Annotated in this window: 26 protein-coding genes; 10 read left to right on the top strand and 16 right to left on the bottom strand. The window is 67.3% G+C overall.

Going from position 1 to position 25775, the window contains the following annotated elements; all coding sequences use genetic code 11:
- Window positions 1-33 precede the first annotated feature (33 nt).
- Window positions 34-1344, bottom strand: coding sequence for a tRNA uridine-5-carboxymethylaminomethyl(34) synthesis GTPase MnmE (mnmE, locus tag D7006_RS24590; RefSeq protein WP_237354922.1), 1311 nt, complete (start codon window positions 1342-1344; stop codon window positions 34-36).
- Window positions 1345-1481: 137 nt separating this feature from the next.
- Here mnmE and D7006_RS24585 point away from each other — a divergent pair, with 137 nt between their 5' ends.
- A complete protein-coding gene (locus D7006_RS24585; protein ID WP_237354920.1) occupies window positions 1482-3494 on the top strand; it encodes a thioredoxin domain-containing protein in 2013 nt (670 codons plus the stop codon).
- Between the two features lie 201 nt (window positions 3495-3695).
- Here the strand turns inward: D7006_RS24585 and dnaQ are convergent, their stop codons facing one another.
- The 5 genes from dnaQ to D7006_RS24560 form a co-directional block, all read right to left on the bottom strand.
- Window positions 3696-4418: a DNA polymerase III subunit epsilon gene (gene dnaQ, locus D7006_RS24580; protein ID WP_237354918.1), complete on the bottom strand. Its 723-nt coding sequence runs from the start codon at window positions 4416-4418 to the stop codon at window positions 3696-3698.
- Between the two features lie 9 nt (window positions 4419-4427).
- Window positions 4428-5030, bottom strand: a complete 603-nt coding sequence (coaE, locus tag D7006_RS24575) for a dephospho-CoA kinase (protein ID WP_237354917.1) — start codon at window positions 5028-5030, stop codon at window positions 4428-4430.
- A gap of 3 nt (window positions 5031-5033) precedes the next feature.
- A complete protein-coding gene (locus D7006_RS24570; protein ID WP_237354915.1) occupies window positions 5034-5882 on the bottom strand; it encodes a shikimate dehydrogenase in 849 nt (282 codons plus the stop codon).
- Entirely contained in the window at window positions 5879-6478 is a 600-nt protein-coding gene (locus D7006_RS24565) for a Maf family protein (RefSeq protein ID WP_169123463.1), read from the bottom strand. The genes D7006_RS24570 and D7006_RS24565 overlap by 4 nt, the downstream gene beginning before the upstream one ends.
- 123 nt (window positions 6479-6601) lie before the next feature.
- Complete coding sequence (locus D7006_RS24560) at window positions 6602-7456, bottom strand: pyruvate, water dikinase regulatory protein (protein WP_169123464.1); 855 nt, start codon at window positions 7454-7456, stop codon at window positions 6602-6604.
- A gap of 336 nt (window positions 7457-7792) precedes the next feature.
- Between D7006_RS24560 and hemE the strand changes: the two genes are divergently transcribed.
- From hemE to D7006_RS24515, 9 genes are all read left to right on the top strand, one after another.
- Window positions 7793-8839 carry a uroporphyrinogen decarboxylase gene (gene hemE / locus D7006_RS24555; protein WP_237354913.1) on the top strand — a complete coding sequence of 349 codons (1047 nt, stop codon included), beginning with the start codon at window positions 7793-7795 and terminating at the stop codon, window positions 8837-8839.
- Window positions 8840-8865: 26 nt separating this feature from the next.
- On the top strand, window positions 8866-9291 hold the full coding sequence (hemJ, locus tag D7006_RS24550) for a protoporphyrinogen oxidase HemJ (RefSeq protein WP_237354911.1): 426 nt from the start codon (window positions 8866-8868) through the stop codon (window positions 9289-9291).
- 292 nt (window positions 9292-9583) lie between these two features.
- Entirely contained in the window at window positions 9584-10855 is a 1272-nt protein-coding gene (gene rho / locus D7006_RS24545) for a transcription termination factor Rho (RefSeq protein WP_024281427.1), read from the top strand.
- 254 nt (window positions 10856-11109) lie between these two features.
- Window positions 11110-11670, top strand: a complete 561-nt coding sequence (locus D7006_RS24540; protein ID WP_169123467.1) for a NifU family protein — start codon at window positions 11110-11112, stop codon at window positions 11668-11670.
- A 128-nt stretch (window positions 11671-11798) separates the two neighbouring features.
- Entirely contained in the window at window positions 11799-12482 is a 684-nt protein-coding gene (gene tsaB / locus D7006_RS24535; RefSeq protein ID WP_169123556.1) for a tRNA (adenosine(37)-N6)-threonylcarbamoyltransferase complex dimerization subunit type 1 TsaB, read from the top strand.
- Window positions 12479-12955, top strand: coding sequence for a GNAT family N-acetyltransferase (locus D7006_RS24530; RefSeq protein WP_229645947.1), 477 nt, complete (start codon window positions 12479-12481; stop codon window positions 12953-12955). Before tsaB ends, D7006_RS24530 begins: the two co-directional genes overlap by 4 nt.
- 140 nt (window positions 12956-13095) lie before the next feature.
- Window positions 13096-13479, top strand: coding sequence for a transcriptional repressor (locus D7006_RS24525; RefSeq protein WP_229646849.1), 384 nt, complete (start codon window positions 13096-13098; stop codon window positions 13477-13479).
- A gap of 47 nt (window positions 13480-13526) precedes the next feature.
- A complete protein-coding gene (locus D7006_RS24520) occupies window positions 13527-14414 on the top strand; it encodes a 1-acyl-sn-glycerol-3-phosphate acyltransferase (protein ID WP_237354909.1) in 888 nt (295 codons plus the stop codon).
- Entirely contained in the window at window positions 14411-15277 is an 867-nt protein-coding gene (locus D7006_RS24515) for an NAD-dependent epimerase/dehydratase family protein (protein WP_237354908.1), read from the top strand. The genes D7006_RS24520 and D7006_RS24515 overlap by 4 nt, the downstream gene beginning before the upstream one ends.
- Window positions 15278-15286: 9 nt before the next feature.
- Here D7006_RS24515 and D7006_RS24510 read toward each other — a convergent pair whose 3' ends face one another.
- From D7006_RS24510 to D7006_RS24465, 10 genes are all read right to left on the bottom strand, one after another.
- Window positions 15287-16024: a tRNA (guanosine(46)-N(7))-methyltransferase TrmB gene (locus D7006_RS24510; protein ID WP_169123471.1), complete on the bottom strand. Its 738-nt coding sequence runs from the start codon at window positions 16022-16024 to the stop codon at window positions 15287-15289.
- A 100-nt stretch (window positions 16025-16124) separates the two neighbouring features.
- Window positions 16125-17318 carry a methionine adenosyltransferase gene (gene metK, locus D7006_RS24505; RefSeq protein WP_237354907.1) on the bottom strand — a complete coding sequence of 398 codons (1194 nt, stop codon included), beginning with the start codon at window positions 17316-17318 and terminating at the stop codon, window positions 16125-16127.
- 107 nt (window positions 17319-17425) lie between these two features.
- Complete coding sequence (locus tag D7006_RS24500; RefSeq protein WP_169123473.1) at window positions 17426-17833, bottom strand: helix-turn-helix domain-containing protein; 408 nt, start codon at window positions 17831-17833, stop codon at window positions 17426-17428.
- A gap of 99 nt (window positions 17834-17932) precedes the next feature.
- Window positions 17933-19507, bottom strand: a complete 1575-nt coding sequence (gene lnt, locus D7006_RS24495; RefSeq protein WP_237354898.1) for an apolipoprotein N-acyltransferase — start codon at window positions 19505-19507, stop codon at window positions 17933-17935.
- Between the two features lie 83 nt (window positions 19508-19590).
- A complete protein-coding gene (locus D7006_RS24490; RefSeq protein ID WP_237354896.1) occupies window positions 19591-20559 on the bottom strand; it encodes a hemolysin family protein in 969 nt (322 codons plus the stop codon).
- 24 nt (window positions 20560-20583) lie between these two features.
- The gene (ybeY, locus tag D7006_RS24485) at window positions 20584-21105 is read right to left on the bottom strand and encodes an rRNA maturation RNase YbeY (RefSeq protein ID WP_229645941.1); all 522 of its coding nucleotides are present in this window, start codon (window positions 21103-21105) and stop codon (window positions 20584-20586) included.
- Between the two features lie 3 nt (window positions 21106-21108).
- Window positions 21109-22152 (bottom strand): PhoH family protein, encoded by a 1044-nt coding sequence (locus D7006_RS24480; RefSeq protein WP_169123558.1) that lies wholly within the window; start codon window positions 22150-22152, stop codon window positions 21109-21111.
- 86 nt (window positions 22153-22238) lie between these two features.
- The gene (miaB, locus tag D7006_RS24475; protein WP_237354894.1) at window positions 22239-23627 is read right to left on the bottom strand and encodes a tRNA (N6-isopentenyl adenosine(37)-C2)-methylthiotransferase MiaB; all 1389 of its coding nucleotides are present in this window, start codon (window positions 23625-23627) and stop codon (window positions 22239-22241) included.
- A 136-nt stretch (window positions 23628-23763) separates the two neighbouring features.
- Entirely contained in the window at window positions 23764-24912 is a 1149-nt protein-coding gene (queG, locus tag D7006_RS24470; protein ID WP_237356996.1) for a tRNA epoxyqueuosine(34) reductase QueG, read from the bottom strand.
- Complete coding sequence (locus tag D7006_RS24465) at window positions 24909-25598, bottom strand: glutathione S-transferase family protein (RefSeq protein ID WP_237354892.1); 690 nt, start codon at window positions 25596-25598, stop codon at window positions 24909-24911. Before D7006_RS24465 ends, queG begins: the two co-directional genes overlap by 4 nt.
- Window positions 25599-25775: the final 177 nt, after the last annotated feature.

Below are 25775 nucleotides of genomic sequence, written 5' to 3'. Positions count from 1 at the left end.
GAATGTTTCACGTGAAACACGCCGGTCCGGCGCTCATTTGCCGATGCAGAAGGTGCTGAAGAGACGATCGAGTACGTCCTCCACATCCACCCGGCCAATGGTCTGGTCGAGGGCCCGCACGGCGAGGCGGATATCCTCGGCCCGCAGCTCCTCGTGTCCGCCATGATCGCCCATGGCCCGCTCCAGATGGCGGGCCGCATCCTCAAGGGCGAGCCGCTGACGCTCCCGCGTCACCAGCGCCGGCTCACGCCCGCAGAGCGCCTCGGCCCGCGCCGCGATGGCGGCGACCACATCCTCGATGCCGTCCCCAGTCACGGTGGAGAGGCCGATGAAGCCCTCCGGCACAGCCCCTCCCTGGTCGATCTTCGTCCGCACGCAGATGGCAGCGGCGAAGGCGGCGGGCGGCGACATGCCCAGGTCACTGAGCCAGAGCACCGCGTCCGCAGCCTCGGCCCGCGCGAGCGCGCGGCGCACGCCTTCGGCTTCTACGACGTCCACCGTCTCTCGCAGGCCGGCCGTGTCGAGCAGCGTGACCGCCTGTCCGGCAAGTTCCAGGTGCACCTCCAGCACGTCGCGAGTGGTGCCGGCGATGGGGGAAACGATGGCGGCATCACGCCCGGCGAGGCGATTCAGCAGGGAGGATTTACCCGCATTGGGCGGGCCGGCGATGGCCACCACAAGTCCATCCCGCACCCGCTCACCTCGCTCCGCATCCGCCAGTGCCGCAAACAATTCCCGATGGAGGCCGCCAATGATGTCCAGCGCCTGCCGAGCCACATCCTCCGCCACGTCCGCTTCGTCGGAAAAGTCGATGCCCGCTTCCAGAAGGGCAAGGGCGGAGACCAGCCCCTCCCGCCAGCCCGTCACGCGGCGGGACAGGGTGCCCGAGGCGAGCGCCATGGCCTGCCGCCGCTGCGCCTCGGTCTCGGCGGCGATGAGATCGGCGAGGCCCTCCACCTCGGCGAGGTCCAGCTTGCCGTTGGCGTGAGCACGCCGGGTGAATTCTCCGGCGCCTGCCGGACGGAGACCCGGGAGCGAGCCGAGCGCACGCAGCACCGCCGCCACCACCGCGCGCCCGCCGTGGAGATGCAGCTCCACCACATCCTCCCCCGTGGCGCTGGCCGGACCGGGGAAGAAGAGCAGCAGTCCGCGATCCAGCTCCTCGCCCGTTGCGGGATGATGAAGGGCCGCATAGCGGGCCATGCGCGGCGGGGGCAGGGTGCCCGAGAGCGCCAGCGCCGCAACGCCTGCCTCCGGCCCGGAGAGGCGGACCACGGCGACGCCGGCCGGCAGACGCCCGGACGACAGGGCGAAGATGGTGTCGCTGGCGGTTTCACCGGACATGCGCTGATCCTCCAGGCGAGTGGCTGCGGATTTGCACGGCGCCCCGGACCAGACGCCCGCACCCCGTTTCTTCGCCTGAACCTTTATCCTGCGATCACGTTGCCTTCAAAGCCGGCCAAAGCCGAAGGATTTCCGACATGAGCCTCAATCGCCTGTCCCGCGAGACGAGCCCCTATCTGCTCCAGCACAAGGACAATCCGGTGCATTGGTGGCCCTGGGGGGAAGAGGCGCTCGCGGAGGCGCGGACGACCGGCAAGCCCATCCTCCTCTCGGTCGGCTATGCGGCCTGCCACTGGTGCCACGTGATGGCGCACGAGAGCTTCGAGGATCCCGAGATCGCGGCGCTGATGAACGCGCTGTTCGTGAACATCAAGGTGGACCGGGAGGAGCGGCCGGACGTGGACCAGATCTACATGTCCGCGCTCCAGCAGCTCGGGCAGAGCGGCGGTTGGCCGCTCACCATGTTCCTCGATCCCGAAGGCCGGCCGTTCTGGGGCGGCACCTATTTTCCCCCCAAGGCGAGCTATGGCCGGCCCGGCTTCAGCGAGGTGCTGCAGCAGGTCTCATCCGTGTTCTCCGAAAGCCCGGAGAAGGTGGAGAAGAACACGCAGGCGATCCTCGCCCGGCTCAAGAAGGCGGCCCAGCCGACGGAGGGCGTGGCCATCGGCATCGACGATCTCGACGATGCCGCCCGGCGCCTCGTGCCGCTGATCGATCCGGTGCATGGCGGTCTGAAGGGGGCACCGAAATTCCCGCAATCGGGCCTGCTCGAACTGCTCTGGCGCGCCGGCACCCGCAATCGCGACGATGCCATGACGGCGCTCGTCGCGCTCACCCTCAACCGCATGTGCGAGGGCGGCATCTACGATCATCTCGGCGGCGGCTTCGCCCGCTATTCGGTGGACGAGATCTGGTTCGTCCCGCACTTCGAGAAGATGCTCTACGACAACGCCTTGCTGCTGGAGCTGCTCGCGCTGGCCTATGCCGACACGGGCGACCCGCTCTTCCTGCAACGGGCCCGCGAGACCGTGGGATGGCTGAAGCGGGAGATGCTGGCCCGCTCCGGCGCCTTCACGGCGAGCCTCGATGCCGATTCGGAAGGCCATGAGGGGCGCTTCTACGTCTGGTCACTGGCGGAGATCGAAGAGGTGCTGGGGGCTGAGGATGCAGCGTTCTTCGCCCGCATCTACGACGTGACGAAAGCCGGCAACTGGGAGGAAGGAAGCATCCTCAACCGCACCGATGCCGGGGTGGTTTCGGCCGAGGACGAGGCGCGGCTCGTGCCCCTGCGCGAAAAGCTGCTCGCGCGACGGGCGGGGCGGGTGCGGCCGGGGCGGGACGACAAGGTGCTGGCCGACTGGAATGGCCTGATGATCGCCGCGCTCGCCCGCGCCGGCGCCTTCCTAGGCGAAGAAGAATGGGTCGGCCTCGCGCGCACGGCCTTCGGCGCGGTGACGGCGCACATGGTGAAGGACGGCCGCCTCGCCCATTCCTGGTGCGGGGACAAGATGGTAAGGCCGGGCCTTGCCTCCGACCTCGCAGCCATGGCCCGCGCGGGCATTGCGCTGGCCGAGGCGACGGGGGACAAGGCGCCCTTCCGGCTGGCGGCAACCTTCCTCGATGCGCTGGAAAAGCACCATCTGGACCCCGCCACGGGGACCTATTTCCTCACCGCTGATGACGGGGACAGCCTCATCGTGCGGCCCTCCGCGACTCATGATGAAGCCGTGCCGAACTACAATGCGGTCGCCGCTGACGCCCTCATCCGGCTCGCCGCCCTCACCGGCGACGACAGCCTGCGTACGCGCGCCGACCGCATCCTCGCCGGCCTGTCGGGAGCGGCGGCGCGCAATGTGCTCGCCCATGGCGCCACGCTGAACACCATCGCCACGCGCCTCGGCCTCGCCGAGATCGTCACCACCGGTGTGAAAGAGGAAGCGTTGGCCCAAGCTGCGCTCAAGGTCCCGTTCCCGCTCCGGGTCGTGGTGCGCGCCGAAGGGGTGGCGGCGCCGGCCGGGAGCGTCACCGCAGCCAGGATCTCGTCCGCCCCGGAAGGGGGAGCGGCCTTCGTGTGCGTCGGTGAGCGCTGTTCGCTGCCGGTGACCGAGCCCGAAGGGATCAAGGCGGCAGTAGAGGCGATTTTGGCCTGAAATCGGCTTTATGACCCGGCGGCGGGAAATGACCCCCTCTGAAATCGCTTCAGAGAGTCGCCAGAGGCCGACAGAAAACGGATGACCGATGAACCGGGGGAGCGGGCGTTTCGCCGCCAGAGGCCTTCCCAATCGATCAACTTTTGATTGAATTTCGATTGTAATGCGAATCTCTGGGTGCAAGAGGATGCGGGCTGGCGGTCAGCTCGCCGTCTTCTCCGCCGCGGGCGCTTCGGCATATTTCAGCCAGATCGCCTTCTCACCGAGAGCCGCGACGAAGGCGGCATGGGCCTCTGATTCGGCGGCGCTGATTCGCGGGGGCAGGGGAACGGGACGCGGATGCGCCGCGCGCGCCTCGACCACGAGGCGGGGCGCCTCGGTGGTCTCCTCCACGAGACCGATGAGGCTCGCCTGTCGCCCGCCGAGCAGCTCGCTATAGACCTCGGCCAGAAGTTCGGCGTCGAGCAACGCCCCATGCTTCACCCGGCGCGACGAATCGATGCCGTAGCGGTTCATCAGGTCGTCGAGACGATTTCCGCCGCCGGGATGTTTGCGGCGCGCGAGCGCCAGCGTGTCCACCACCCGGTCGCGCGCGATGGTCGGGCGGCCGAGGCGCTCCAGCTCGGCATTCAGGAAGCCGATGTCGAAGGCCGCATTGTGGATGACCAAAGTATCTTCCTGAATGAATTCCAGGAATTCGTCAGCAACTTGAGAAAAAATCGGCTTGTCGGACAGAAATTCCGCCGACAGACCGTGCACGTTGAACGCCTCCTGCGGCATGTCCCGCTGGGGGTTGATATAGACGTGGAAGACGTTGCCGGTGAGGATGCGGTTGACCATCTCGACGCAGCCGATTTCCACCAGCCGGTCGCCGCCATAGGCCTCGAGGCCCGTGGTCTCGGTGTCGAGCACGATCTCGCGCATGGTGTCCCCTCAACCCTTCCGGCCGCGGCCCGGCCCCGCCAATGCGCGCACGATCCCGGCCACCTGATGTTCGGCGGCGGCAAAGCCGCGCCCGGTATCGATGACGAAGTGAGCGCGGCGGCGCTTCTCGGCGTCCGGCATCTGCTTGGCGAGAATGGTCTCGAATTTCTCTTCCGTCATGCCCTCGCGGCCGAGCACGCGTTCGCGCTGCACAGGTTTCGACGCGCTGACCACAGCCACCGCATGGACGCGCCTGTCGCCGCCCGTCTCGAACAGAAGCGGAATGTCCAGAACCGCCAGCCGTGCTCCGCTCTCGCGCGCCTTCGCGAGGAAGGCAGTTTCAGCCTCGCGGACGAGGGGATGAACGATGGCTTCCAGCCGCTTCATCGCCTCCGCATCGCCGAGCACGCGGGCGCCCAGCGCCGAACGATCAATGACGCCGTCACGGGTCACGCCCGGAAAGGCCGCCTCCACCGGTGCCACGGCCGTGCCACGGTAGAGCGCGTGGACCGATGCATCGGCATCATGCACCGGCACGCCCAGCGCCCGGAACATCCGAGCCGTGGCTGACTTGCCCATGCCGATGGATCCGGTGAGGCCGAGCACCCACATCTCTCAGGCCTCCAGCTGCCCCTTGGCGCGAAGGTCTTCCACCAGAACCGCCCGCAGCTCCGGCGTCACTTCGGGCGTCACGCCGAACCAGCGGCGGAAACCGGGCACGCCCTGGTGCAGCAGCATGCCAAGCCCATCCACAATGCGGAAGCCGGCCGCGGAGGCCGCCTTCAGGAGCGGGGTCATCAGCGGCACATAGACGATGTCGCTCACCACCGCCTCCTGGCGCAGCCGCGTGAGATCGAGGGTCAGCGGGTCCGATCCCTTCATGCCCAGCGAGGTGCAGTTCACGAGGATATCCGCCTCGCCCATCACCTCGGCGATGCGGTCGAAGGCGAGGGGGCGCACGCGCGGCCCGAAGAGCGATGCCACCGTCTCGGCCCGCTCCAGCGTGCGATTGGCCAGCACCACCCGGTCGAAGCCTCGCCCCACCAGCGCATGAACCACGGCGCGCGAGGCACCGCCGGCGCCCACCACCAGAGCGCAATTGCGCGCGCCGTCCCAGCCGGGAGCGGAGGCATCAAGATTGGCGATGAAGCCATAGCCGTCGGTGCTCGCCCCATGGAGCTTGCCGCCGTCCAGCCAGAGGGTGTTGGCCGCGCCCAAGGCGGCGGCGCTTTCGTCCGCCTCGTCGAGGACGGAGAAGGCGATCTCCTTGTTGGGCAGGGTGACATTGCAACCGGCATAGCCCCGCGCGGCAAGGCTCCGGTAGAAATCCGCCGCCATCTCGGGCGGCACCTCCTCGCGTTCATAGGCGCCGTCGATGCCATAGGCCTTCAGCCAATAGCCGTGCAGCAGCGGCGAGCGGGAATAGGTGACGGGCTGGCCGGTGACACAGGCCCGAACCGTCATGGCAGCAGCCCCTGTTCGCGGAAGAAGGGCAGAAGCTGCAGCAGCGGCAGGCCGAGAATGGTGAAGTGGTCTCCATCCACGCGGGTGAAGAGATGCACCCCCACCGATTCCAGCTGATAGGCGCCAACCGAGGTCAGCACACGGGGACCGGCAGCGGCGAGATAGGACGCCAGCGTCTCCTCGGTGAGCGGGCGCATGGTGAGGAAGGCGCTCACCACCGTGTCGAACAGCACCACGCCATCGCTCGCCACCGCAACGGCGGAATGGAGCGCGTGCGTCTGGCCCGCAAGCTCGAACAGCTGGTTGCGGGCAGCCTCCACCGAGGCGGGCTTGTGGTAGATCTTCGGCCCCAGCGCCAAGGTCTGGTCGGCCCCCAGCACCAGGCGTCCCGGGGCGGCCTTCGATCCCGACAGCGCCTTGGCCCGCGCGAGCATGAGGGCAATGCCGGCCGGGTCCGTGTCACCGGCGGCCTCCTGAAGGGCGCGCTCGTCCACATCGGCGGCCACGGTTTCCACGGGCACGCCCGCATGCACGAGAAGGGTCAATCGGGTCGCGCTCTTGGACGCGAGCACGAGCGGCTGTTCGCCACGCCACACGATCGTCTCTCCTCTGTTGCGCTGCCGTCAGAAAATGACGCACTGCGCTGATCTCATGCCTTCGCCCGCGATGCAAACCGAAGCGCAGCCCAATCAGGCGCCACGCCTCAGGTTCAGGCGGTCTCAGGTTTCAGCGATGGAGCGGCGGCGGTGGTCGCTGTAGAGGCTGAGGATGTTGGCCGCTGTTTCCTCAATGGAGCGGCGCGTGACATCGATGAGCGGCCATCCGTTGCGCGCGCACAGCCGGCGGGAGAAGGCCAGCTCCTCGGAAACCGCCTCACGGTCCGTATAGGTGGATGATCCCGTCTCCACGGCATTGAGCCCCAGCAGCCGGTTCTGGCGGATCTCGACGATGCGCTCCGGGCTGGCGACAAGGCCCACCACCAGCGGCTTCTTCAGTTTCTCGATGTTCGGCGGCAGCGGGACGTTGGGCACGAGGGGAATGTTCGCCGCCTTGATCCCGCGATTTGCGAGATAGATGGAGGTCGGCGTCTTGGACGTGCGCGACACGCCGAGCAGCACCACGTCGGCATGCTCGAGGTCTTCGGTGAGATGCCCGTCGTCATGCATGACAGTGAAGTTGAGGGCGTCGATGCGCTTGAAATAGCTCGCATCCAGCGCGTGCTGGCCACCCACGCGCGGCGTCGGCTCCCCACCGAGATAGGACTGGAACAGCCGCACCACCGGCGCCATCACCGAGAGATGCGGCAGACCCAGCTCTTCGCAACGCGAGCGCAAGCGGCCGCGGATGTCCTTGTCCACCAGGGTGAACAGGACGATGCCGGGATTGGCCTCCACCTCGATCAGCACCCGCTCCAGCTGCTTCATGGAACGAACCAGCGGATAGACGTGTTCGATGGGCAGCACGTTCGCATATTGCGCACTGGCCGCCCGGCCAACGTTGATCAGGGTTTCGCCCGTGGCGTCCGACACGAGGTGGAGGTGGAAATAGGCCTCGCTCGGCTTCGACTGAGTCACTTGTCCACCGCTCCTGTGGAAGGCTGTTGAGGAAGGCACGCGCTTTGGCCCCTTGCAAGGGCGGCCTCTGGATAAGTCCAAAATCCATCCACACGATCACCCTACGGGAGAGATTCCAGTCCCGCCCTGTGCGTCGATGTGGACGGGTTTCCGCAGGGGGTGCGTTAATCCTTTGTTAACCGGCCTTTCGCCGGCTTCGCATTCGCGGCAAGTCGCATGTCGGCTATGGGTTCGGCTGTGGATCGGTTGTCGACGAGCCGGCAACTGGTTAATCAACCGTTAAGACAACAAAGACTCTCTCATTTAAAAATATCTCTCTTTGATTGAAGGGACGGGATGGACCGCTCTCCAGCCACGCGATCGCGCTTCCTCTCGGTTCTCGACGGCACGGTCCAGGACCCACCTCCGCTCTGGATGATGCGTCAGGCCGGACGCTATCTGCCGGAGTACCGCGCCGTCCGGGCGCAGGCCGGCGACTTCCTGACCCTGTGCTACACGCCAAGCCTTGCCGCCGAGGTGACACTCCAGCCCATCCGCCGCTACGGTTTTGACGCGGCCATCATCTTCTCGGACATCCTCGTCATTCCCCATGCGCTCGGCACGGGCCTGAGGTTCGAGGCCGGCGAAGGTCCGCGCCTGACCCCGGTGGCGGATCGCGCTGCGTTGTCTGCCCTGTCGCACACGCTCGATCCCGCCAAGGTCGGTCCGGTCTACGAGGCGATCGCCGACGTGCGGGCGCAGCTCCCCGCCGAGACGGCGCTGATCGGTTTCTGCGGCGCGCCGTGGACGGTGGCGACCTACATGGTGGCGGGGCAGGGAACGGACGATCAGGCGCCGGCGCGCCTCCTCGCCTTGCGCGAGCCGGAGCTGTTCCAGGAGCTGATCGACCGGCTGGTGGAAGCTTCCATCACCCATCTGTCGGGGCAGGTGGAAGCCGGCGCCGACGCGGTGCAGATCTTCGACACCTGGGCGGGGGTTCTGGACCCGGCCTCGTTCGAGCGCTGGTGCGCCGAACCCCTGCGCCGCATCGTCGCGGGGCTCAAGGCGAAGCATCCCTATGTCCGGATCATCGCCTTCCCGAAGGGTGCGACCCTCGAGGCGCTGGAAGCGATCTCGGACGCCGGCATCGACGCCATTGGCCTGGACTGGTCCGCCGACCGCCGCGCGGCGCGGCAGCGGCTCTCCGACACCGTGGCGCTTCAGGGCAATCTCGACCCGCTGCGGCTGATCGCCGGCGGGGCGGCGCTGGAGGAGGAGGTGGACCGCATCCGCGCCGATTTCGACGGCGTGCGCCACATCTTCAACCTCGGCCACGGCATCCGGCCGGAAACGCCGCTGGAGCATGTGGAAAAGTTCGTCGAGGCGGTGCGCCGCGCCCGCTGACCAGGACAGATGAGGCTTTTGTTTCAATGCTCTATGAGTGGATCAAGGCGCTGCACATCATCGCCGTCATCGCGTGGATGGCGGGGATGCTCTACCTGCCGCGCCTGATGGTCTATCACTGCGCGGCCGAGGTGGGTTCGGTGCAGTCGGAGACCTTCAAGGTCATGGAACGGCGGCTGCTCAAGGCCATCATCAACCCGGCGATGATCGTCACCTGGCTCGCCGGCCTGTGGCTGGTCTATGAGGGCGGCTGGTACAAGGCCGGCTGGTTTCACGCCAAGTTCGCGCTGGTTCTGGCCATGTCCGCGATGCACGGATTCCTCGTGCGCTGGGTGCGCGAATTCGCCGAGGACCGCAACAAACGGCCGGCACGCTTCTACCGCATCGCCAACGAGGTCCCGACGCTGCTGATGATCGGCATCGTCATTCTGGTGGTGGTCAAACCGTTTTGATCCGACCCACGCCTTTAGGGGGACTTGCGCACCCCTGAAGGCACGCCTATCTTGCCGGTGCTTTCCCAAACGCAGGCGAACGCGCTTCCTTTCGGTCCGGCGTCCGCTCATGGCGTCGTCTTGAAGACGCTGTCCTGGTGGAGCCGTCTTGGTCCGGCCGGCGCGTCAGGCGGCGAGCTGCGTGCCCCCGGCTTCCCCTGAAGACCTGCGATCCCGTCCTTCCCTCCACCAGCCGATCCCGATCCTGACCGATCGGCACCCGGCCCCCCAATACCCATCGAGGCTTTCCCTTATGCGGGAAGTGAAACTTCAAGACCTCAAGTCCAAGACCCCCGTCGAGCTCCTCGCCTTCGCCGAGGAGAATGAGGTGGAAAACGCAAGCACGCTCCGCAAGCAGGAGCTGATGTTCGCGATCCTCAAGCAGCTGGCCGCCACCGAGACGGAGATCATTGGCGAGGGTGTCGTCGAGGTCCTGCAGGATGGATTTGCCTTCCTGCGCTCTCCTGAGGCCAATTATCTCCCCGGTCCGGACGACATTTACGTCTCCCCCTCCCAGATCCGCCGCTTCGGCCTGCGCACCGGCGACACGGTCGAGGGACAGATCCGTTCTCCCAAGGAGGGCGAACGGTATTTCGCGCTGCTCAAGGTCAACACGATCAATTTCGAGGACCCCGAGAAGTCGCGGCACAAGATCAATTTCGACAATCTGACGCCGCTCTATCCCGACGAGCGGCTGAAGCTCGAGCACGATGAGCCGACCGGCAGCAAGAAAGACTTCTCGCCGCGCATCATCGACATCGTGGCGCCCATCGGCAAAGGCCAGCGTGGCCTGATCGTGGCGCCGCCCCGCACCGGCAAGACGGTGCTGTTGCAGAACATCGCCAAGTCCATCACCGCCAACCATCCGGAGTGCTTCCTGATCGTGCTGCTCATCGACGAGCGGCCCGAGGAAGTGACCGACATGCAGCGCTCGGTGAAGGGCGAGGTGGTCTCCTCCACCTTCGACGAGCCAGCCGTGCGCCACGTCCAGGTGGCCGAGATGGTCATCGAGAAGGCCAAGCGCCTGGTCGAACATGGCCGTGACGTGGTGATCCTGCTGGATTCCATCACCCGCCTCGGCCGCGCCTACAACACCGTGGTGCCGTCCTCCGGCAAGGTGCTGACCGGCGGTGTGGACGCCAACGCCCTCCAGCGGCCCAAGCGCTTCTTCGGCGCGGCGCGCAACATCGAGGAAGGTGGCTCCCTCACCATCATCGCGACCGCCCTCATCGAGACCGGCTCGCGCATGGACGAGGTGATCTTCGAGGAGTTCAAGGGCACCGGCAATTCGGAGGTCATCCTCGACCGCAAGGTCTCCGACAAGCGCGTGTTCCCGGCCATCGACATCACCCGGTCCGGCACCCGCAAGGAAGAGCTGCTGGTTCCCGCCGACACGCTCAAGAAGATGTACGTCCTGCGCCGCATCCTGAATCCGATGGGCACGGTCGACGCCATCGAGTTCCTGCTCGACAAGCTGCGTCAGACGAAGACCAACCAGGACTTCTTCGATTCCATGAACACCTGAGCGCTCGCCCGCGAGCGTGCATACCCCTTAGCCTGGCCGGGCGTGCCCCGGCCGGGTTCTCCCGGGAACGAATGGCCAACAGCGCCCGGCTCGTGATTCGCGCGCCTTTCGTTCCGTTCCCGTTCGGTGAAGCTGGAGCGGGGCGTGTCAATTCGGGACGATCCCGGATAGCTCCCTTCCCGTTTCGCGGCGTCCTCCCTATCTTGAGAGAAACCGGCGGGTTTTCCCCGCGCCGTTTCTTTTGAGGATTGGCCATGTTCATCCAGACGGAAACCACGCCGAACCCGGCGACCCTGAAGTTCCTGCCCGGCCGTTCGGTGCTGGGCGAGGGCACGCTCGACCTGCGCTCGGCCGAGGACGCCGATCTCTCCCCACTTGCCCAGCGCCTGTTCGACGTGCGCGGCGTGTCGGCGGTGATGCTCGGCTCGGACTTCGTGACCGTGACCAAGGCCGACAGCGAGTGGCCGCAGATCAAGCCGGCCATCCTCGGCGCCATCATGGAGCATTTCATGTCCGGCGCCCCGGTGCTGTCCGAGGGCGTGAAGCCCGATGTCAGCGACGGCGACGAGTTCTTCGATGCCAAGGACGGCGAGATCGTCGCCACCATCAAGGAGCTGCTGGAGACCCGCGTGCGCCCGGCGGTCGCCAATGACGGCGGCGACATCACCTTCCGCGGCTTCGAGGATGGCGTGGTGTTCCTCAACATGAAGGGCTCCTGCTCGGGCTGCCCCTCTTCGACCGCCACGCTCAAGAACGGCATCGAGAATCTGTTGAAGCATTTCGTGCCGGAAGTGGCGGAAGTCCGGGCCGTCTGACGACGCGGGTCCGGTTTGGCGGTATTCGGGAACGGTCCCATTAACCTTTCCCGAAAGTGAGCGTGCCGGGCCGCTTCCCCCCGCCACGGTTTCGGTTGATCGTGGCGGCGATCGGGGTGCCCGCGTTCATGTATGTCCTCGCCATAGACACGGCGCTTGCCGCCTGCTCCGCCGCGGTGCTCGACACCGAGACGGACAGCATCGTCTCGGGCGATTCGCTGCTCATGGAGCGGGGACATGCGGAGACGCTGATCCCCTTGGTGGAGCAGGTGATGAGCTCCGCGGGGATCGATTTCGAGCACCTCGCCCGCATTGCCGTCACGGTCGGACCGGGCAGTTTCACCGGGCTTCGGGTGGGTCTTTCCGCCGCCCGCGGCTTCGGGCTGACAGCCAATCGGCCGGTGGTGGGCGTGACAACGCTGGCTGCCCTTGCGGCGCCCTATCTCGCCCATGACGACGCGGTTCCGGTGGTGTCGGCCATCGATGCCCGCCATGGTCACGTGTTCCTCCAGATGTTTGGCGTTGGCGGGCGCACCTTGATCGCCCCGCGCATCACCAGCGTGCGGGAGGCGGCGCGCTCGGTGGCCATCGGTGCGGTGCGGATCGTCGGCTCCGGGGCCAATCTCGTGGCCGATGCGTGGCCGCCGGCGGAAAAACTGCCGGAGCTGATCGATGATACGCCGGCCCCCGATGTCGCCTGGGTCGCCCGGCTCGGTTCGGTCGCCGATCCCGAAGCGGCCGAGCCGCGCCCGCTCTACCTGCGGCCCCCCGATGCCAAGCCGCAGGACAAGGCCCGCATCGCCCGCCGATGAAGCGCCTGCTCGATCGCCTGTTTCCGCCCCGCCCGCCGTTGCTGCGGGCTGCCACGGCGGCGGACATCCCCCATCTCGCCGCCATCCACGCCCGCGCATTTGCCCGGGGCTGGGGGGCCGACGAGTTCGAGCGGCTCCTCGCCGACCGTGCCGTCCGTGCCCATGTGGCCACGCACGGGCCGCGCAAGCCGCCGGTGGGCTTCGTCCTGTCCCACTGCGTGACTCCCGAATCGGAAATCCTGACTGTCGCTGTCGTCACCGACCGTCGCCGCAGGGGCATCGGCCGGGCGCTGGTGGCTTTCCACCTGGCCCGCCTCGCGGCGGAAGGCGTCTCCACCTCTTTCCTGGAGGTGGAGGAAGGCAACGCCGCCGCCCGCACGCTTTATGCGCGCCTGGGCTATGGCGAGGTGGGTCGTCGCCGGGGCTATTATGCGGGCGGCGCCGACGCGCTGCTGCTGCGCCGCGACTTTTGAGCTTCGGCAAGCCTTTGTCCGCCCCCTTGCGGCGCGGAAGCGGCGGCGCGATAAGGCAGGGGAATGTCCCTGGGTCGTCGCGGAGGTCCCGCTTGAGCGGAAAGATCAGCCTCATTGAGGAAGCCTGCCTCGCCAAGGGCATGCGGATGACCGAGCAGCGCCGGGTCATCGCCCGCGTGCTGTCCGGCGCGCAGGATCATCCCGACGTGGAAGAGCTGCACCGCCGGGCCGTGGCCATCGACGACAACATATCCATCTCCACGGTCTATCGCACCGTGAAGATGCTGGAAGATGCCGGCATCATCGAGCGCCATGATTTCGGCGATGGCCGGGCCCGCTATGAGCAGATGCCCGACGAGCACCACGACCACCTGATCGATCTCAGGTCCGGCCAGGTCATCGAATTCCGTTCCGAGGAGATCGAGGCGCTGCAGGAGCAGATCGCCCGCCAGCTCGGCTTCAAGCTCCGTGGCCACCGCCTCGAGCTCTATGCTGTGCCGCTCGACGAGGACGAGAAGCAGTGACGCCTCCCGGCGGGCGACCGTCGGCGCCTGCTTCCAGCGACGGTCAGTTGTTGCCGCCCCTCGGGCCGGAGCAGCCGGCTTTGTCGCGCCTGATGGACCGCCTGCGGCTCGCCGGCGTGCTCAGCATGGTCGGCGCGGTGACGCTGGTTGGCATTCCCCTTCAGTGGATCTCGCTCAAGCTCGGCCTTGATGCCCGTCGCCACATCCCCCGGCTCTATCACCGTATCCTGCTGCGGCTCATCGGCGTGCGGGTCCATGTGCGCGGCGCGCCGGCTGCGGACCGCCCCCTGCTGATCCTCGCCAATCACGCCTCCTGGCTCGACATCCCGGTGGTCGGCTCGCTCACGCCTCTATTTTTCGTGGCGAAGAGCGAGGTGTCCGGCTGGCCCCTCATCGGCCTTCTCGCCAAATTCCAGCGCACCGTCTTCGTCGATCGCCAGCGCCGCCATGCCACCGGCGCGGTGAACCGGGAGATCGCCGATCGCCTCGCCGACGGCGACCCCGTGGTGCTGTTCGCCGAGGGCACGTCGAGCGACGGCAACCGCGTGCTGCCGTTCCGCACAGCCCTGGTGGGCGCCGCGCGCGAGGCCTTTGCCGCCGGGGCGGAGGTGGTGGTCCAGCCCCTCGCCGTGTCCTATGTGCGCTTGCAGGGCCTGCCCATGGGCCGCAGCCACCGGCCCGTGGCGGCGTGGTTCGGCGACATGGAGCTGGCGCCGCACCTGATGGACGTGCTGCGCCATGGCGCCATCGATGTGGAAGTCACCTTCGGCGCGCCGGTGCGGCTCGATGCCGCCCACGACCGCAAGAGCGTGACGCGCGAAAGCGAAGCGACGGTGCGTCGGCTCTGCGCCTGCGCCCTCGCCGGCCGATCGCAGGATGAGGACCGACCGAAGCCCTTGCCGGACGCCGGCACCTCCGGCATCAAACGGTCATGATCTCGCTTGCCGCCATCGGCTTCGGCTATTGCGCCCGGCACCTCTTGGCCGAGGACCGCGCCGCGTTCGGCCGCGTCATCGGTACGTCGCGGGAACCGGCGCGCCTCTCCACCTTTCCGCCCGACGTGGAGGCGTTCGCCTTCGATGGCAGGACGCTGGGGGATGGTCTCGCCGCGGCTCTGGGCGAGGTCCAGATCCTGCTCGCGTCCGCTCCACCGGACGATCGGGGCGAGCCCATCCTGTGCTGCGCTGCGGAAACGCTGGCTGGCGGCCGCCTCCGGCAGGTGATCTATCTCACCACGCTTGGGGTTTATGGCAACCATGACGGTGGTTGGGTGGACGAGGCGACCCCGCCGCGCGCGGGCAGCGCGCGCCTTGAACGGCGGCTGAAGGCGGAAGCGGACTGGCAGGCGTTCGGCCGCGCGCACGGCGTCCGCGTGGCGGTCTTGCGCCTTGCCGGTATCTACGGTCCCGGGCGCAACGCCCTGGTTCAGCTGCGCGCGGGCGAGGCCCGGCGCATCGACAAGCCGGGGCAGGTGTTCAACCGCATCCATGTGGACGATATCGTCTGCACCATCCGGGCGGCGATCGCGCACCGTTATGACGGCATCATCAACGTCACCGACGACCTGCCCGCCCCGCCCGGCGATCCCATCGCCTACGCCGCAGAATTGCTGGGGATGGAGCCGCCGCCGGCGATTCCCTTCGATGAGGCTGCGCGGGAGATGAGCCCCATGGCGCTCTCCTTCTGGTCCGGCAACAAGCGCGTCGGCAATGCCCGGCTCAAGGAAGAGCTCGGGGTGACGCTGCGCCACCCCACCTATCGCGAGGGGCTGTCTGCGCTCTACGCGGCGGGCGAATGAACGCCGGTTTTAGCGCCGCACGAAGGTGAGGTAGGTCGGCACGCGACCCTGCGCGATCGCCTTGGCCTCGTATCGCGTCCCCGGCCAGAACGGATAGGGCTTGCGCCAGTCGTCGGCCCGCTGCGCCGTCCACGTGAAAGCGCCGTGCGCGCGCACGTGGGCAAGGGTCCAGCCCACATAATGCGGGACGTCGGAGGCGAAGCGGAACACGCCGCCGGGGCGGATGACGCGGGCCAGCCGATCTAGATTGTCGGGACGCACGAAGCGCCGCTTCCAATGCCGCTTCTTGGGCCAGGGATCGGGATAAAAAAGATCCACGCCCTCAAAACTTGCGGTGGGCAGCCGGTCCAGCAGCAGTGCCGCGTCCAGATCGAACACGCGCACATTGGCGAGGCTGCGGGCGTCGAGATCCACCAGCATCCGGGCGAGGCCGTTGAGAAAGGGCTCCGCACCGATGAAGCCCATGTCGGGACGTCGGGCTGCGTGGTCAATCAGGTGCTCGCCGCAGCCGCAGCCGATCTCCAGCCAATATCCCGCTCTCGGTTCGGGAAACAGGTTCGCCGGGACGGAGGCCGCGTCCAGATCGAGCTTGTAGCGCGGCAGCAGATGCGTGAGGGCGTCTTGCTGCAGCCCCCGCAGCGTTTTGCCGATGCGCCGGCCATAGAAGGCGCCCCGCGCCTCGAACTCCGTGGCGGCGGAGGGGAGGCTCGCGGACTGGCTTTGGTGTTCGCTCGGCTGCTGGCTCATGGGGGTCATGCTGAAAAAGGCACCGGCCGGACTGCAGGGCAATCCGGCCGGCGGGTCAACACAGATGGGTCAAGGTACGAAGGTGGCAGCCCCTGAGGGCTCAGGCCACCGCAGCCTTGAGCGCGCCCACGAGGTCGGTCTTCTCCCAAGAGAAGCCGCCGTCCGCTTCCGGCGCGCGTCCGAAATGGCCGTAGGCGGCGGTGCGGGCATAGATGGGCTTGGTGAGGCCGAGATGCTCGCGGATGCCGCGGGGACGCAGGTTCATCACCTCGCGCAGCACCTTTTCAAGCTTCGCCTCGTCCACCTTGCCGGTGCCGTGCAGGTCCACATAGACCGCCAGCGGATCGGACACGCCGATGGCGTAGGCAAGCTGGATGGTGGCACGGTCGGCGAGATCGGCGGCGACCACGTTCTTCGCGAGGTAGCGCGCGGCATAGGCGGCCGAACGGTCCACCTTGGTCGGATCCTTGCCGGAAAAGGCGCCGCCGCCATGGGGCGCGGCACCGCCGTAGGTGTCCACGATTATCTTGCGGCCGGTGAGGCCGCAGTCACCATCGGGGCCGCCGATGACGAACTTGCCGGTGGGGTTGACGTGCCACACCGTGGCGTCCGTCACCCAGCCGTCCGGCAAGGTCTTCTTGATATAGGGCTCGACGATGGACTTCACGTCGTGGGACGTGAGGTTCTCGTCCAGGTGCTGGGTGGACAGCACGATCTGGGTGACGCCCACCGGCTTGCCGTTCTCGTACTGGACGGTGACCTGGCTCTTGGCGTCGGGGCCGAGCGCGCGGGTATCACCGGAGTGACGGGCTTCCGCCAGCACCTTCAGAATCTTGTGGGCGTAATAGATGGGAGCGGGCATCAGCTCCGGGGTCTCGCGCACGGCATAGCCGAACATGATGCCCTGGTCGCCGGCGCCCTCATCCTTGTTGCCGGCGATGTCCACGCCCTGGGCGATGTCCGCCGACTGCGCGTGCAGCAGCACGTCGATGTCGGCGTTTTCCCAGTGGAAGCCGGCCTGCTCGTAGCCGATGTCCCGGATGGCGAGACGCGCAGCGTGAGAGAGGAGGTCCTTGGTGATGGACGACGGACCACGGGTCTCGCCGGCGATCACCACCTTGTTGGTCGTGGCGAGCGTCTCGCACGCGACGCGAACCTGGCTCGGGTCCCAGCCTTCGGCTTCCGAGGTGCGGAAGAAGGTGTCGACCACCTCGTCAGAAATCCGGTCACAGACCTTGTCCGGATGACCTTCGGAAACAGACTCGCTCGTGAAAAGATACGATTGACGCGCCATATGACGGCCCCTGTTACGCCCGCGCCGCGGTGCGGCCGCCCTTTGTGGCAACGCAGCGGCGGGCGGTCAAGGTCGTCAGTGCGAAAACGTTCGCCAAAACGAACGCTTCACGCCTCGGTCTCGCCGGCGATGGCGATCACCAGATCGACGATGCGCCGGCGCACGCGGGCGTCGGTAATGCGCATGAAGTTCCGGGTGAGCGTCAGTCCGTCGGAGGTGGCGAGGAAGTCGGAGACGTAGGCCGGGGACTGTTCCTCGGAGAAGCCTTCGCCTTCGGGGCCAACGGTGGGAGCGCCTTCGAAGAAGAAGGCGACGGGAACACCCAGCACCGTCGAGATCTGCTGGAGCCGGCTCGCTCCGATGCGATTCGTGCCCTTTTCGTACTTCTGGATCTGCTGGAAGGTGATACCGAGATGCTCGCCCAGCTTCTCCTGGCTCATTCCCACCATCATCCGCCGCATGCGGACACGTGAGCCAACGTGCTTATCAATAGGGTTCGGCGCCTTCTTGACCATGGTCTCTCCGGCTATGTCGGAAAAGATTACTCGATACTTCGCATCGCGAAGGCTGCCCTGATTGCCGGCGAACATAGGCATACAATCGGAATGCGTCGATCAACCTTTGCGTGTAATGCAACCGCAAAGCGGTACGGAAGCAAGGGCAAGGGCCGTCGCCAGAAGCGCGAAGATGACGGTACCGCCAAGCTTGGCTGCAACGGAAACCGTTTGCAGCGGCTTTGGAAGGGGGCCGTCCACCAGACCCTCGAGTCCGAGGCCGTGTGATGCGACAATACGTCCCAAGGGATCAACGATGGCAGAGATCCCTGTGTTCGCTGCGCGCACCAGCGGAAGTCCTTCTTCCACAGCGCGCATACGGGCCTGCGCGAAATGCTGGTAGGGACCGGGGGTCAGGCCAAACCACGCGTCGTTCGTGAGATTGAGCAACCAGGCCGGGCGTGGACCCTGGGGAACTACCTTTCCAGGAAAGATAATTTCGTAACATACAAGCGGAGAGGCGAGCGGCAGTCCGGGGATCTGGAGCGCGCGGAATGCCGCACCGGAGGAGAAACCACCCCGCACACGCGTAAGTTGTTCGATGCCCAGCGCCTCCAGCTCCGCCTGGAACGGCAGGTACTCGCCGAACGGGACGAGATGCACCTTGTCGGTGTTCTCAAGGACCCGTCCGCGATGATCCATCACCCTGATGGAATTGAAGAAAGGCGATCTTTGGCCGGACGGGGGGAAGTCGTAGCGCACCGCGCCCGTCACCAGCGTGACATTGGGCGGCAGAACAGCGGCAATGGCCTCGGCCGCCCAAGGTTCGCGCTCATAGATGAAAGGAAAGGACGATTCCGGCCAGATCAGAACGGTGACGTCGGCGAGCCCGCCAGGATAGGTCTCGCTCTTCTTCGCACTCAGCGCGAGATAGTCTTTGAGGATCTGCTCGCGCCGGTCGTAAGCGAACTTCTTGTCCTGCGAGAGGTTCGGCTGCATCACCCGGAGCGCGACGCCGGGCACCGTCTCGAGCGGCGTCACCGAGAGCCGGTAGCCGCCCCATAGCGCCGTCCCCGCGATGACCACGGCCGCGGCGCCCACGGCCGCGAAACTGCGGCGATTGGGGTTGAGCAGCAGCACCGGCGTGGACAGCAGGAGCACGCAGAAGAAGGTGAGGCCCCACACGCCGATCACAGATGCGGCCTGCATCAGCAGCAGATCGTCGGAGACCGCATAACCGTAGGTGTTCCAGGGAAAGCCGGTGAGCACATGGCCGCGCAGCCACTCCGCCAGCGTCAGGCCGAAGGTGAACGCGAACAGCCTGAGGCCCCCCTTGGACCACAGGAGCCGCGCGACCGCCGTTCCGAACGCTGTGAACAGGGCCAGCCCGGCGGGCATGGCGACCACCGCGACGGGCAGCAGCCAGCCGAACACGTCCGCCTCCACCAGGAAGGCGGCGCCGATCCACCAGAGGGACGCGAGGAAATAGCCGAAGCCGAACCACCAGCCGACTCCCGCGGCCCCAAGGAGACGGGTCTTGAGATCGCCCCGGCAGCCGTCGAGCAGCAGCACGAGGACCGGGAAACTCAGCGCCAGCACCGGCCAGAGATCGAACGGCGGCATGGCGAGGGCGCCGACCGCCCCCGCCGTCCAGGCGACGAAGCGCCGGCGCCAGCCGGTGAGGAAGCGCAGCATCAGGATGCGCCCGCGCCACGACAGGCCTGACACGGGTGCGCCGCGCCGGGGGGCGACCTTGGAGGGGAAAGCCACGCGGAAGGTCAGGCGTCTGGAAGGGTGTGACCGGCGGCGTTGCCGTCGAGATCCCGGGGCGGGATGATGCGCAGCTTCTTCAGCCGGCGCGGATCGGCCTCCACCACGTCCACATCGAAGCCGCCCGGCAGGGAAATCACCTCGCCGGACTTGGGCACCCGCGAGGCGATACGCACCACGAGGCCGCCGACGCTGTCGACTTCCTCCATAGCTTCTTCCGAAGCGAATCCGGTGCCGAGCACCTCGACCGCCGCTTCAAGCGGCGTGCGCGCGTCGGCGAGATAGCTGCCGTCGGGCTGGCGGGTGAGCAGCGTCTCGGCCGCCTCGTCGTGCTCGTCCTCGATCTCGCCGACGATCTCCTCCACCACGTCCTCGATGGAGACGAGGCCGTCCGTGCCGCCATATTCGTCGATGACGAGGGCGAGATGGGTCCGTGCCGCCTGCATGGAGACGAGCAGGTCCACCGCCGGCATGGACGGCGGCACGTAGAGGATGCGGCGGATGAGGCCGGCGGTCTCCAGCGTCGCGTCGAGATTGACCTTGCCGAGGTCGATTTTGCCGGACGCGGAGGCGAGGTCGCCGGCGAGGAAGGCGATGAGATCCCGGATGTGGACCATGCCCACGGGGTCATCCAGCGTGTCGTCATAGACGACGAGCCGGGAATGGCCGACGGTGACGAACAGCTTCAGCAGTTCGCCCAGCGGCGCGTCCTTGCGAACGGCGACGATCTCGGCGCGGGGCACCATGATGTCGCCGATGCCCACTTCCCGCAGGTGCAGGATGTTGCGCAGCATCTTGCGCTCGGATGGGGTGAACTCCCCCTCCTCCTCGGGTGTCTCCGCCGCGGCGAGCACCTCCACGAGGTCGGTGCGCAGGGAGCCGTGCGGGCGGAACGTGCCGAGGAGGGCACGCAATCGATCGAGAAAACTTTGGGGCTCCGAAGAGCTGGTCTCGGTCGGTTGGTCAATGTTGGACATGTTCGTTATCAAGCCGCCTGCACGTCAGTCCTGGGGCAGGCCATAGGGATCAGCGATCCCCAGGCCCGCGAGGATGTCGCGCTCGAGCGCCTCCATTTCCTCTGCTTCGTTATCTTCGAGATGGTCGTAGCCCATGAGGTGCAACGTTCCGTGCACCACCAGATGGGCGAGATGATCGGCCGGCGCCTTGCCCTCAGTCTCGGCTTCGCGGCTGAGCGTCTCCAGCGCGACGATGATGTCGCCGAGCGGCTGGGGGGCGTCGATGTCGTCGGGTAGGTCCGGCTGGGGGAAGGACAGGACGTTGGTCGCCTTGTCCATGTCCCGCCAGTCGCGGTTGAGCACGCGGATGCGCGCGTCGTCGGTGAGGGTGATGGCTACCTCGCACGGCTCCGGCACATCCTCGGCGCAGGCGGCCAGCGCCGCCCGGCAGGCCCGGATGGCGACGGCTTCGGCATCCGCGATGACGGACCAGCCTTCGGCCTCCACCGCGACGTCAATGTCCGCGTCGATCTCGGCAAGCTGCGCAACAGGGGCGGGCGCGGCCATGGCTCAGCTCCCGGCCTTGCCGGCGAGGCGGGCCGAGGCCGCCTCGATCTTGGCCGCGTCGAGCCTCTCGTAGGCGGAGACGATGCGCTGCACCAACTCGTGGCGCACCACGTCCTCGGCCTTGAAATGGCAGATGCCGACGCCCTCGACGCCCTCCAGCAGCCGCACGGCTTCCGCAAGGCCGGACACCTGCCCGCCGGGCAGGTCGGTCTGGCTCGGGTCGCCGGTGACAATCATGTGGGAGTTCTCGCCCAGGCGGGTGAGGAACATCTTCATCTGCATGGAGGTGGCGTTCTGCGCCTCGTCCAGGATCACGGCAGCGTTGGAGAGGGTGCGGCCGCGCATGAAGGCGAGCGGCGCGATCTCGATCTCGCCGGACTGCAGCGCCCGCTCCACGAAGGGGCGGTCCATCAGGTCATAGAGCGCGTCGTAGATGGGGCGCAGATAGGGGTCCACCTTCTCCTTCATGTCGCCGGGCAGGAAGCCGAGGCGCTCGCCGGCCTCGACGGCCGGGCGGGAGAGGATGATCTTGTCCACCATCCGCCGCTCCAGCAGATGGACGGCGTAGGCCACCGCGAGCCAGGTCTTGCCGGTGCCGGCGGGTCCGTTGCCGAACACCAAGGTGTGCCGCTTCAGCGCGCGGATATAGGCATCCTGCGCGGCAGTGCGGGCGCGCACCGGGCGGCGGCGCAAGTGGATCTCGTCGAAGGACTGGCGCTGCTCGGCCGGATCGAAGTCGAACAGCGAGCCCTGCGAGGTGACCTCGCGGATGGCACCGTCCACGTCGCCCTGGCTGATGTCGCGGCCCTTGCGCAGCGCCTCGTACAGGTGCTCCAGCACGGCGCGGGCCTGCTCGCAGGCATCGCGCGCGCCTTCCAGCGTCACGTGGTTGCCGCGCGAATCCGCCTTCACCCCCAGCTTGCGCTCGATGAGGGCGAGGTTGCGGCCGTAATGGCCGAACAGCTGGGTCGCGAGCCGGTTGTCGTCGAAGGCCAGCACCACATGGGCGGCCGGAGGCTCGTCCGGATCGGCCCAGGGGGCCGTCACCGCCGCACGGGCGGGACCGGGGGAAGCCTGCGGCGCGGAGGCCGCCAGGGGACGATCACGGTTGTCGCTGCCGGATCTGCGCAAGCTCAGGCCTCCATGGCCGCAAGCGGCCGGGACAAAGCGGGGGAAAGGGGTGTCTCGGCGGGAACGCCGGCGAGGCTGTTCGGGCCGACATCGGTGATGGTGACGGTGAGAAGCTCGCCGATGCCGGCGGGCGGATCGTTCACCACCACGCTCTGAAGGTAAGGCGAGCGGCCGATGAGCTGGCCCGGCTGGCGGCCGGGCTTTTCCAGCAGGATATCGAAGGTGCGGCCACGGCAGGCGGCGTCGAAGGCCGACTTGGAGGCTTCCAGCAGCTTCTGCAGCTCGGCGAGGCGTTCGGTCTTCACCTCTTCCGCCACCTGCGCGTCATGCTCGGCTGCGGGCGTGCCGGGGCGGGAGCTGTACTTGAAGGAATAGGCGCTGGCGAAGCCCACTTCGCGCACCAGATCCAGCGTGTCCTCGAAGTCGCGGTCCGTCTCGCCCGGGAAGCCGACGATGAAGTCGGAGGAGAGGGCGAGGTCCGGCCGTGCGTCGCGCATCTTCTCGATGAGCGAGAGGAACAGGTCGCGGCCGTGCTTGCGGTTCATGGCGGCGAGGATGCGGTCGGAGCCGGACTGCACGGGCAGGTGCAGATAGGGCATCAGCTGCGGCAGGTCGCGGTGGGCGGCGATGAGGTCCTCGCCCATGTCGCGCGGATGGGAGGTGGTGTAGCGCAGCCGCGCCAGCCCCTTCATCTCGGCGAGGCGCTCCATGAGCCGGGCGAGGCTCCAGACCTTGCCGTCCGGTCCCTCGCCATGGAAGGCGTTGACGTTCTGGCCGATGAGGGTGATCTCGCGCACGCCCTGGTCGAGAAGACGGGCGGCCTCGTCGAGGATCTTCGTGACCGGACGGGAGACCTCGGCGCCGCGGGTGTAGGGCACCACACAGAAGGTGCAGAACTTGTCGCAGCCCTCCTGCACCGTCACGAAGGCTGCCGGCCCGCGCGAACGGGTGGCGGCGCGGGTGGGTGCGGGCAGGTGGTCGAACTTGTCCTCGGCGGGAAACTCGGTGTCCACCACCCGCTTGCCGGCCTTCGCCTCGGCCAGAAGCTCGGGCAGGCGATGGTAGCTCTGGGGGCCGACAACCACGTCCACCACCGGCGCGCGGCGCATGATTTCCGCGCCTTCGGCCTGGGCGACGCAGCCGGCGACGGCGATCATGGTGTCGGAGCCGGCTTCCTGCTTCTGCTTCCTCAGGCGCCCGAGCTCGGAATAGACCTTCTCGGCGGCCTTCTCGCGGATATGGCAGGTGTTCAGGATCACAAGGTCGGCCTCGGCCGGGTCCTGCGTCTCCACGAAGCCCTCGCGTGCCAGCGTGTCCGCCATACGATGGGAATCGTAGACGTTCATCTGGCAGCCGAAGGACTTCACATAAAGCTTGCGGGGCTCGTGCATGTCGCCTGTTCTGTCGCCGTCGATCTTCGCGTGTGGGCGCGACGCGATCGTGACGCCAGCTCTTGTCGCCCCCTTCATGGTTCCGTGAGCCTTTGATCCTACCGGCAAACCTGGCCGATGGAAACAGCGGCGGGTCTCACGCCCCGGAAGTAACTGCGATCCACTCGTTTGATACCCCGGTATCCGTCTCCGCCGAGCCCCGCTCGGCCGCCAGACGAGCGACCATCGAAGGGTCCGCGAGCCGCCCCAGCGCCCACACCGCGGCACCTCTTACCACAGCGGATTCATCCGCCAGACGCGCCTCCACCAGCGGCAGCAGCGCGGCATCCCCGGAATTGCCAATGGCGATCAGCACGTTGCGCACGAACCGGTCACGCCCCACCCGCTTAATCGGGCTTTTCGGGAATCGGGCGCGGAAGGCGGCGTCGTCCAATGCCACCAGTTCCGCCAGCGGCGGGGCATCGTTCTCCGCCCGCGCGGCGAGTTTCGCTTCCTGCCCCATCTGCGCGAACTTGTTCCAGGGGCAGGCGGCGAGGCAGTCGTCGCAGCCATAGATGCGGTTGCCCATGAGCAGGCGCAGCTCGGCCGGGATCGGCCCCTTGTGCTCGATGGTGAGGTAGGAGATGCAGCGCCGCGCATCGATGACATAGGGCGCGGGAAACGCCGCGGTCGGGCAGGCGTCGAGACAGGCGCGGCAGGAGCCGCAATGGTCTTTCTCCGGCGCGTCCGGCCTAAGCTCCAATGTCGTCGCGATGGCGCCGAGGAACAGCCAGGAGCCGAACTCCCGCGAGACGAGATTGGTGTGCCGCCCTTGCCAGCCCAGCCCCGCCGCGGCGGCGAGCGGCTTCTCCATGAGCGGCGCGGTATCCACGAACACCTTCACATCCGCAGTGACGCCGCGCCGGCCGGCCTCCGCCAGCAGCGCGCGGGCGACGCGCTTGAGCTTAGGCTTGATGATGTCGTGATAGTCCTCGGCCCGCGCATAGACCGAGATGGCGCCTGCGCTTTTCTGCGCCAGCACCGCGCGGGGATCTTCCGAAGGTCCGTAATTGAGGCCGAGCAGGACGACGCTGCGCATGTCCGGCCACAGCGTTCGTGGATCGGCGCGGCGGTCCAGCGTCTCGGCCATCCAGCCCATGTCGCCATAGGCGCCATCGGCGACCCAGGTGCGGAGCCGTTCCCCGGCGGGCACACTAGCCTCGGGCCGGGCGATGCCGACGGCATCGAACCCTTCCTCACGGGCGAGGCGGCGGACGATCTCCTCCAGCCCGCCCGCGTCGGTCAGAAATCGAGGTCCGCGTAGGTCTTGGAGGGGGGCATTCCCGGGATGCTCTCGGTGAGCAGGGCGCGGAAGGTCGGGCGCGACTTGATCCGCGCGTACCAGTCCCTCGCGTGCTCGTCCTCGTCCCACGGTACATCGCCCAGATAATCGACCACCGAGAGATGCGCGGCGGCGGCAAGGTCGGCCTGGCTCAGCCTCTCGCCGGCGAGCCATTTGCGCGCCTTGGCCAGCCAGCCGATGTATTTTAGATGATAGCGCAGATTGGCGCGCGCCATGCGCAGCGAGGTGGCATCCGGCGAACCGCCGCCCTGCTCGCGCGACATGTAGCGCTTGTGGATGCGCTCGCGCACCAGCGGCTCGGTCGATTCGACATACATCTTCTCGTTGAACCACTGGGTCAGCCGGCGCACCTCCACGCGGCCGGCCGGGTCCTCCGGAAGAAGCCGGTGGGTGCCGAGGGCGAGACCCCGGGTCTCATCGAGATATTCGGCAATGATGAAGGCGCCCGGCACCGAGGCCGCCATCTCCTCCACGATCACCGGCGTCTCCCCCGACGGATTGAGCGCCAGGAAGCCCGGCCGTCGCTCCCACACGCGCTCCTCCACCAGCTCCGGCTCCAGGCCGTACTCGGCGAGCAGCAGGCGGACGAATCGGGAATGGGGGCAAAAGGGATGATGATGCAGATACATGGGCCGATTTCGCCGGGGGTCGAAGGGAGGGGGCGAGGCACCCGGCGTCCCATATGATTAGGGGCCGAACCTTTCCGATTGGTTCCTCGCTGCTGCACCGCGGGCCGGGCATTGTTTGCGCTGGCATTTCGCAGTTCGATCATGGTGATCGAAGGGTTAACGATGCCGCGAGGGCTT

The organism is Xanthobacter sp. YC-JY1 (assembly GCF_021730305.1).
GTDB lineage: Bacteria > Pseudomonadota > Alphaproteobacteria > Rhizobiales > Xanthobacteraceae > Xanthobacter > Xanthobacter flavus.
This window is presented reverse-complemented; position numbering and strand designations above follow the sequence as displayed.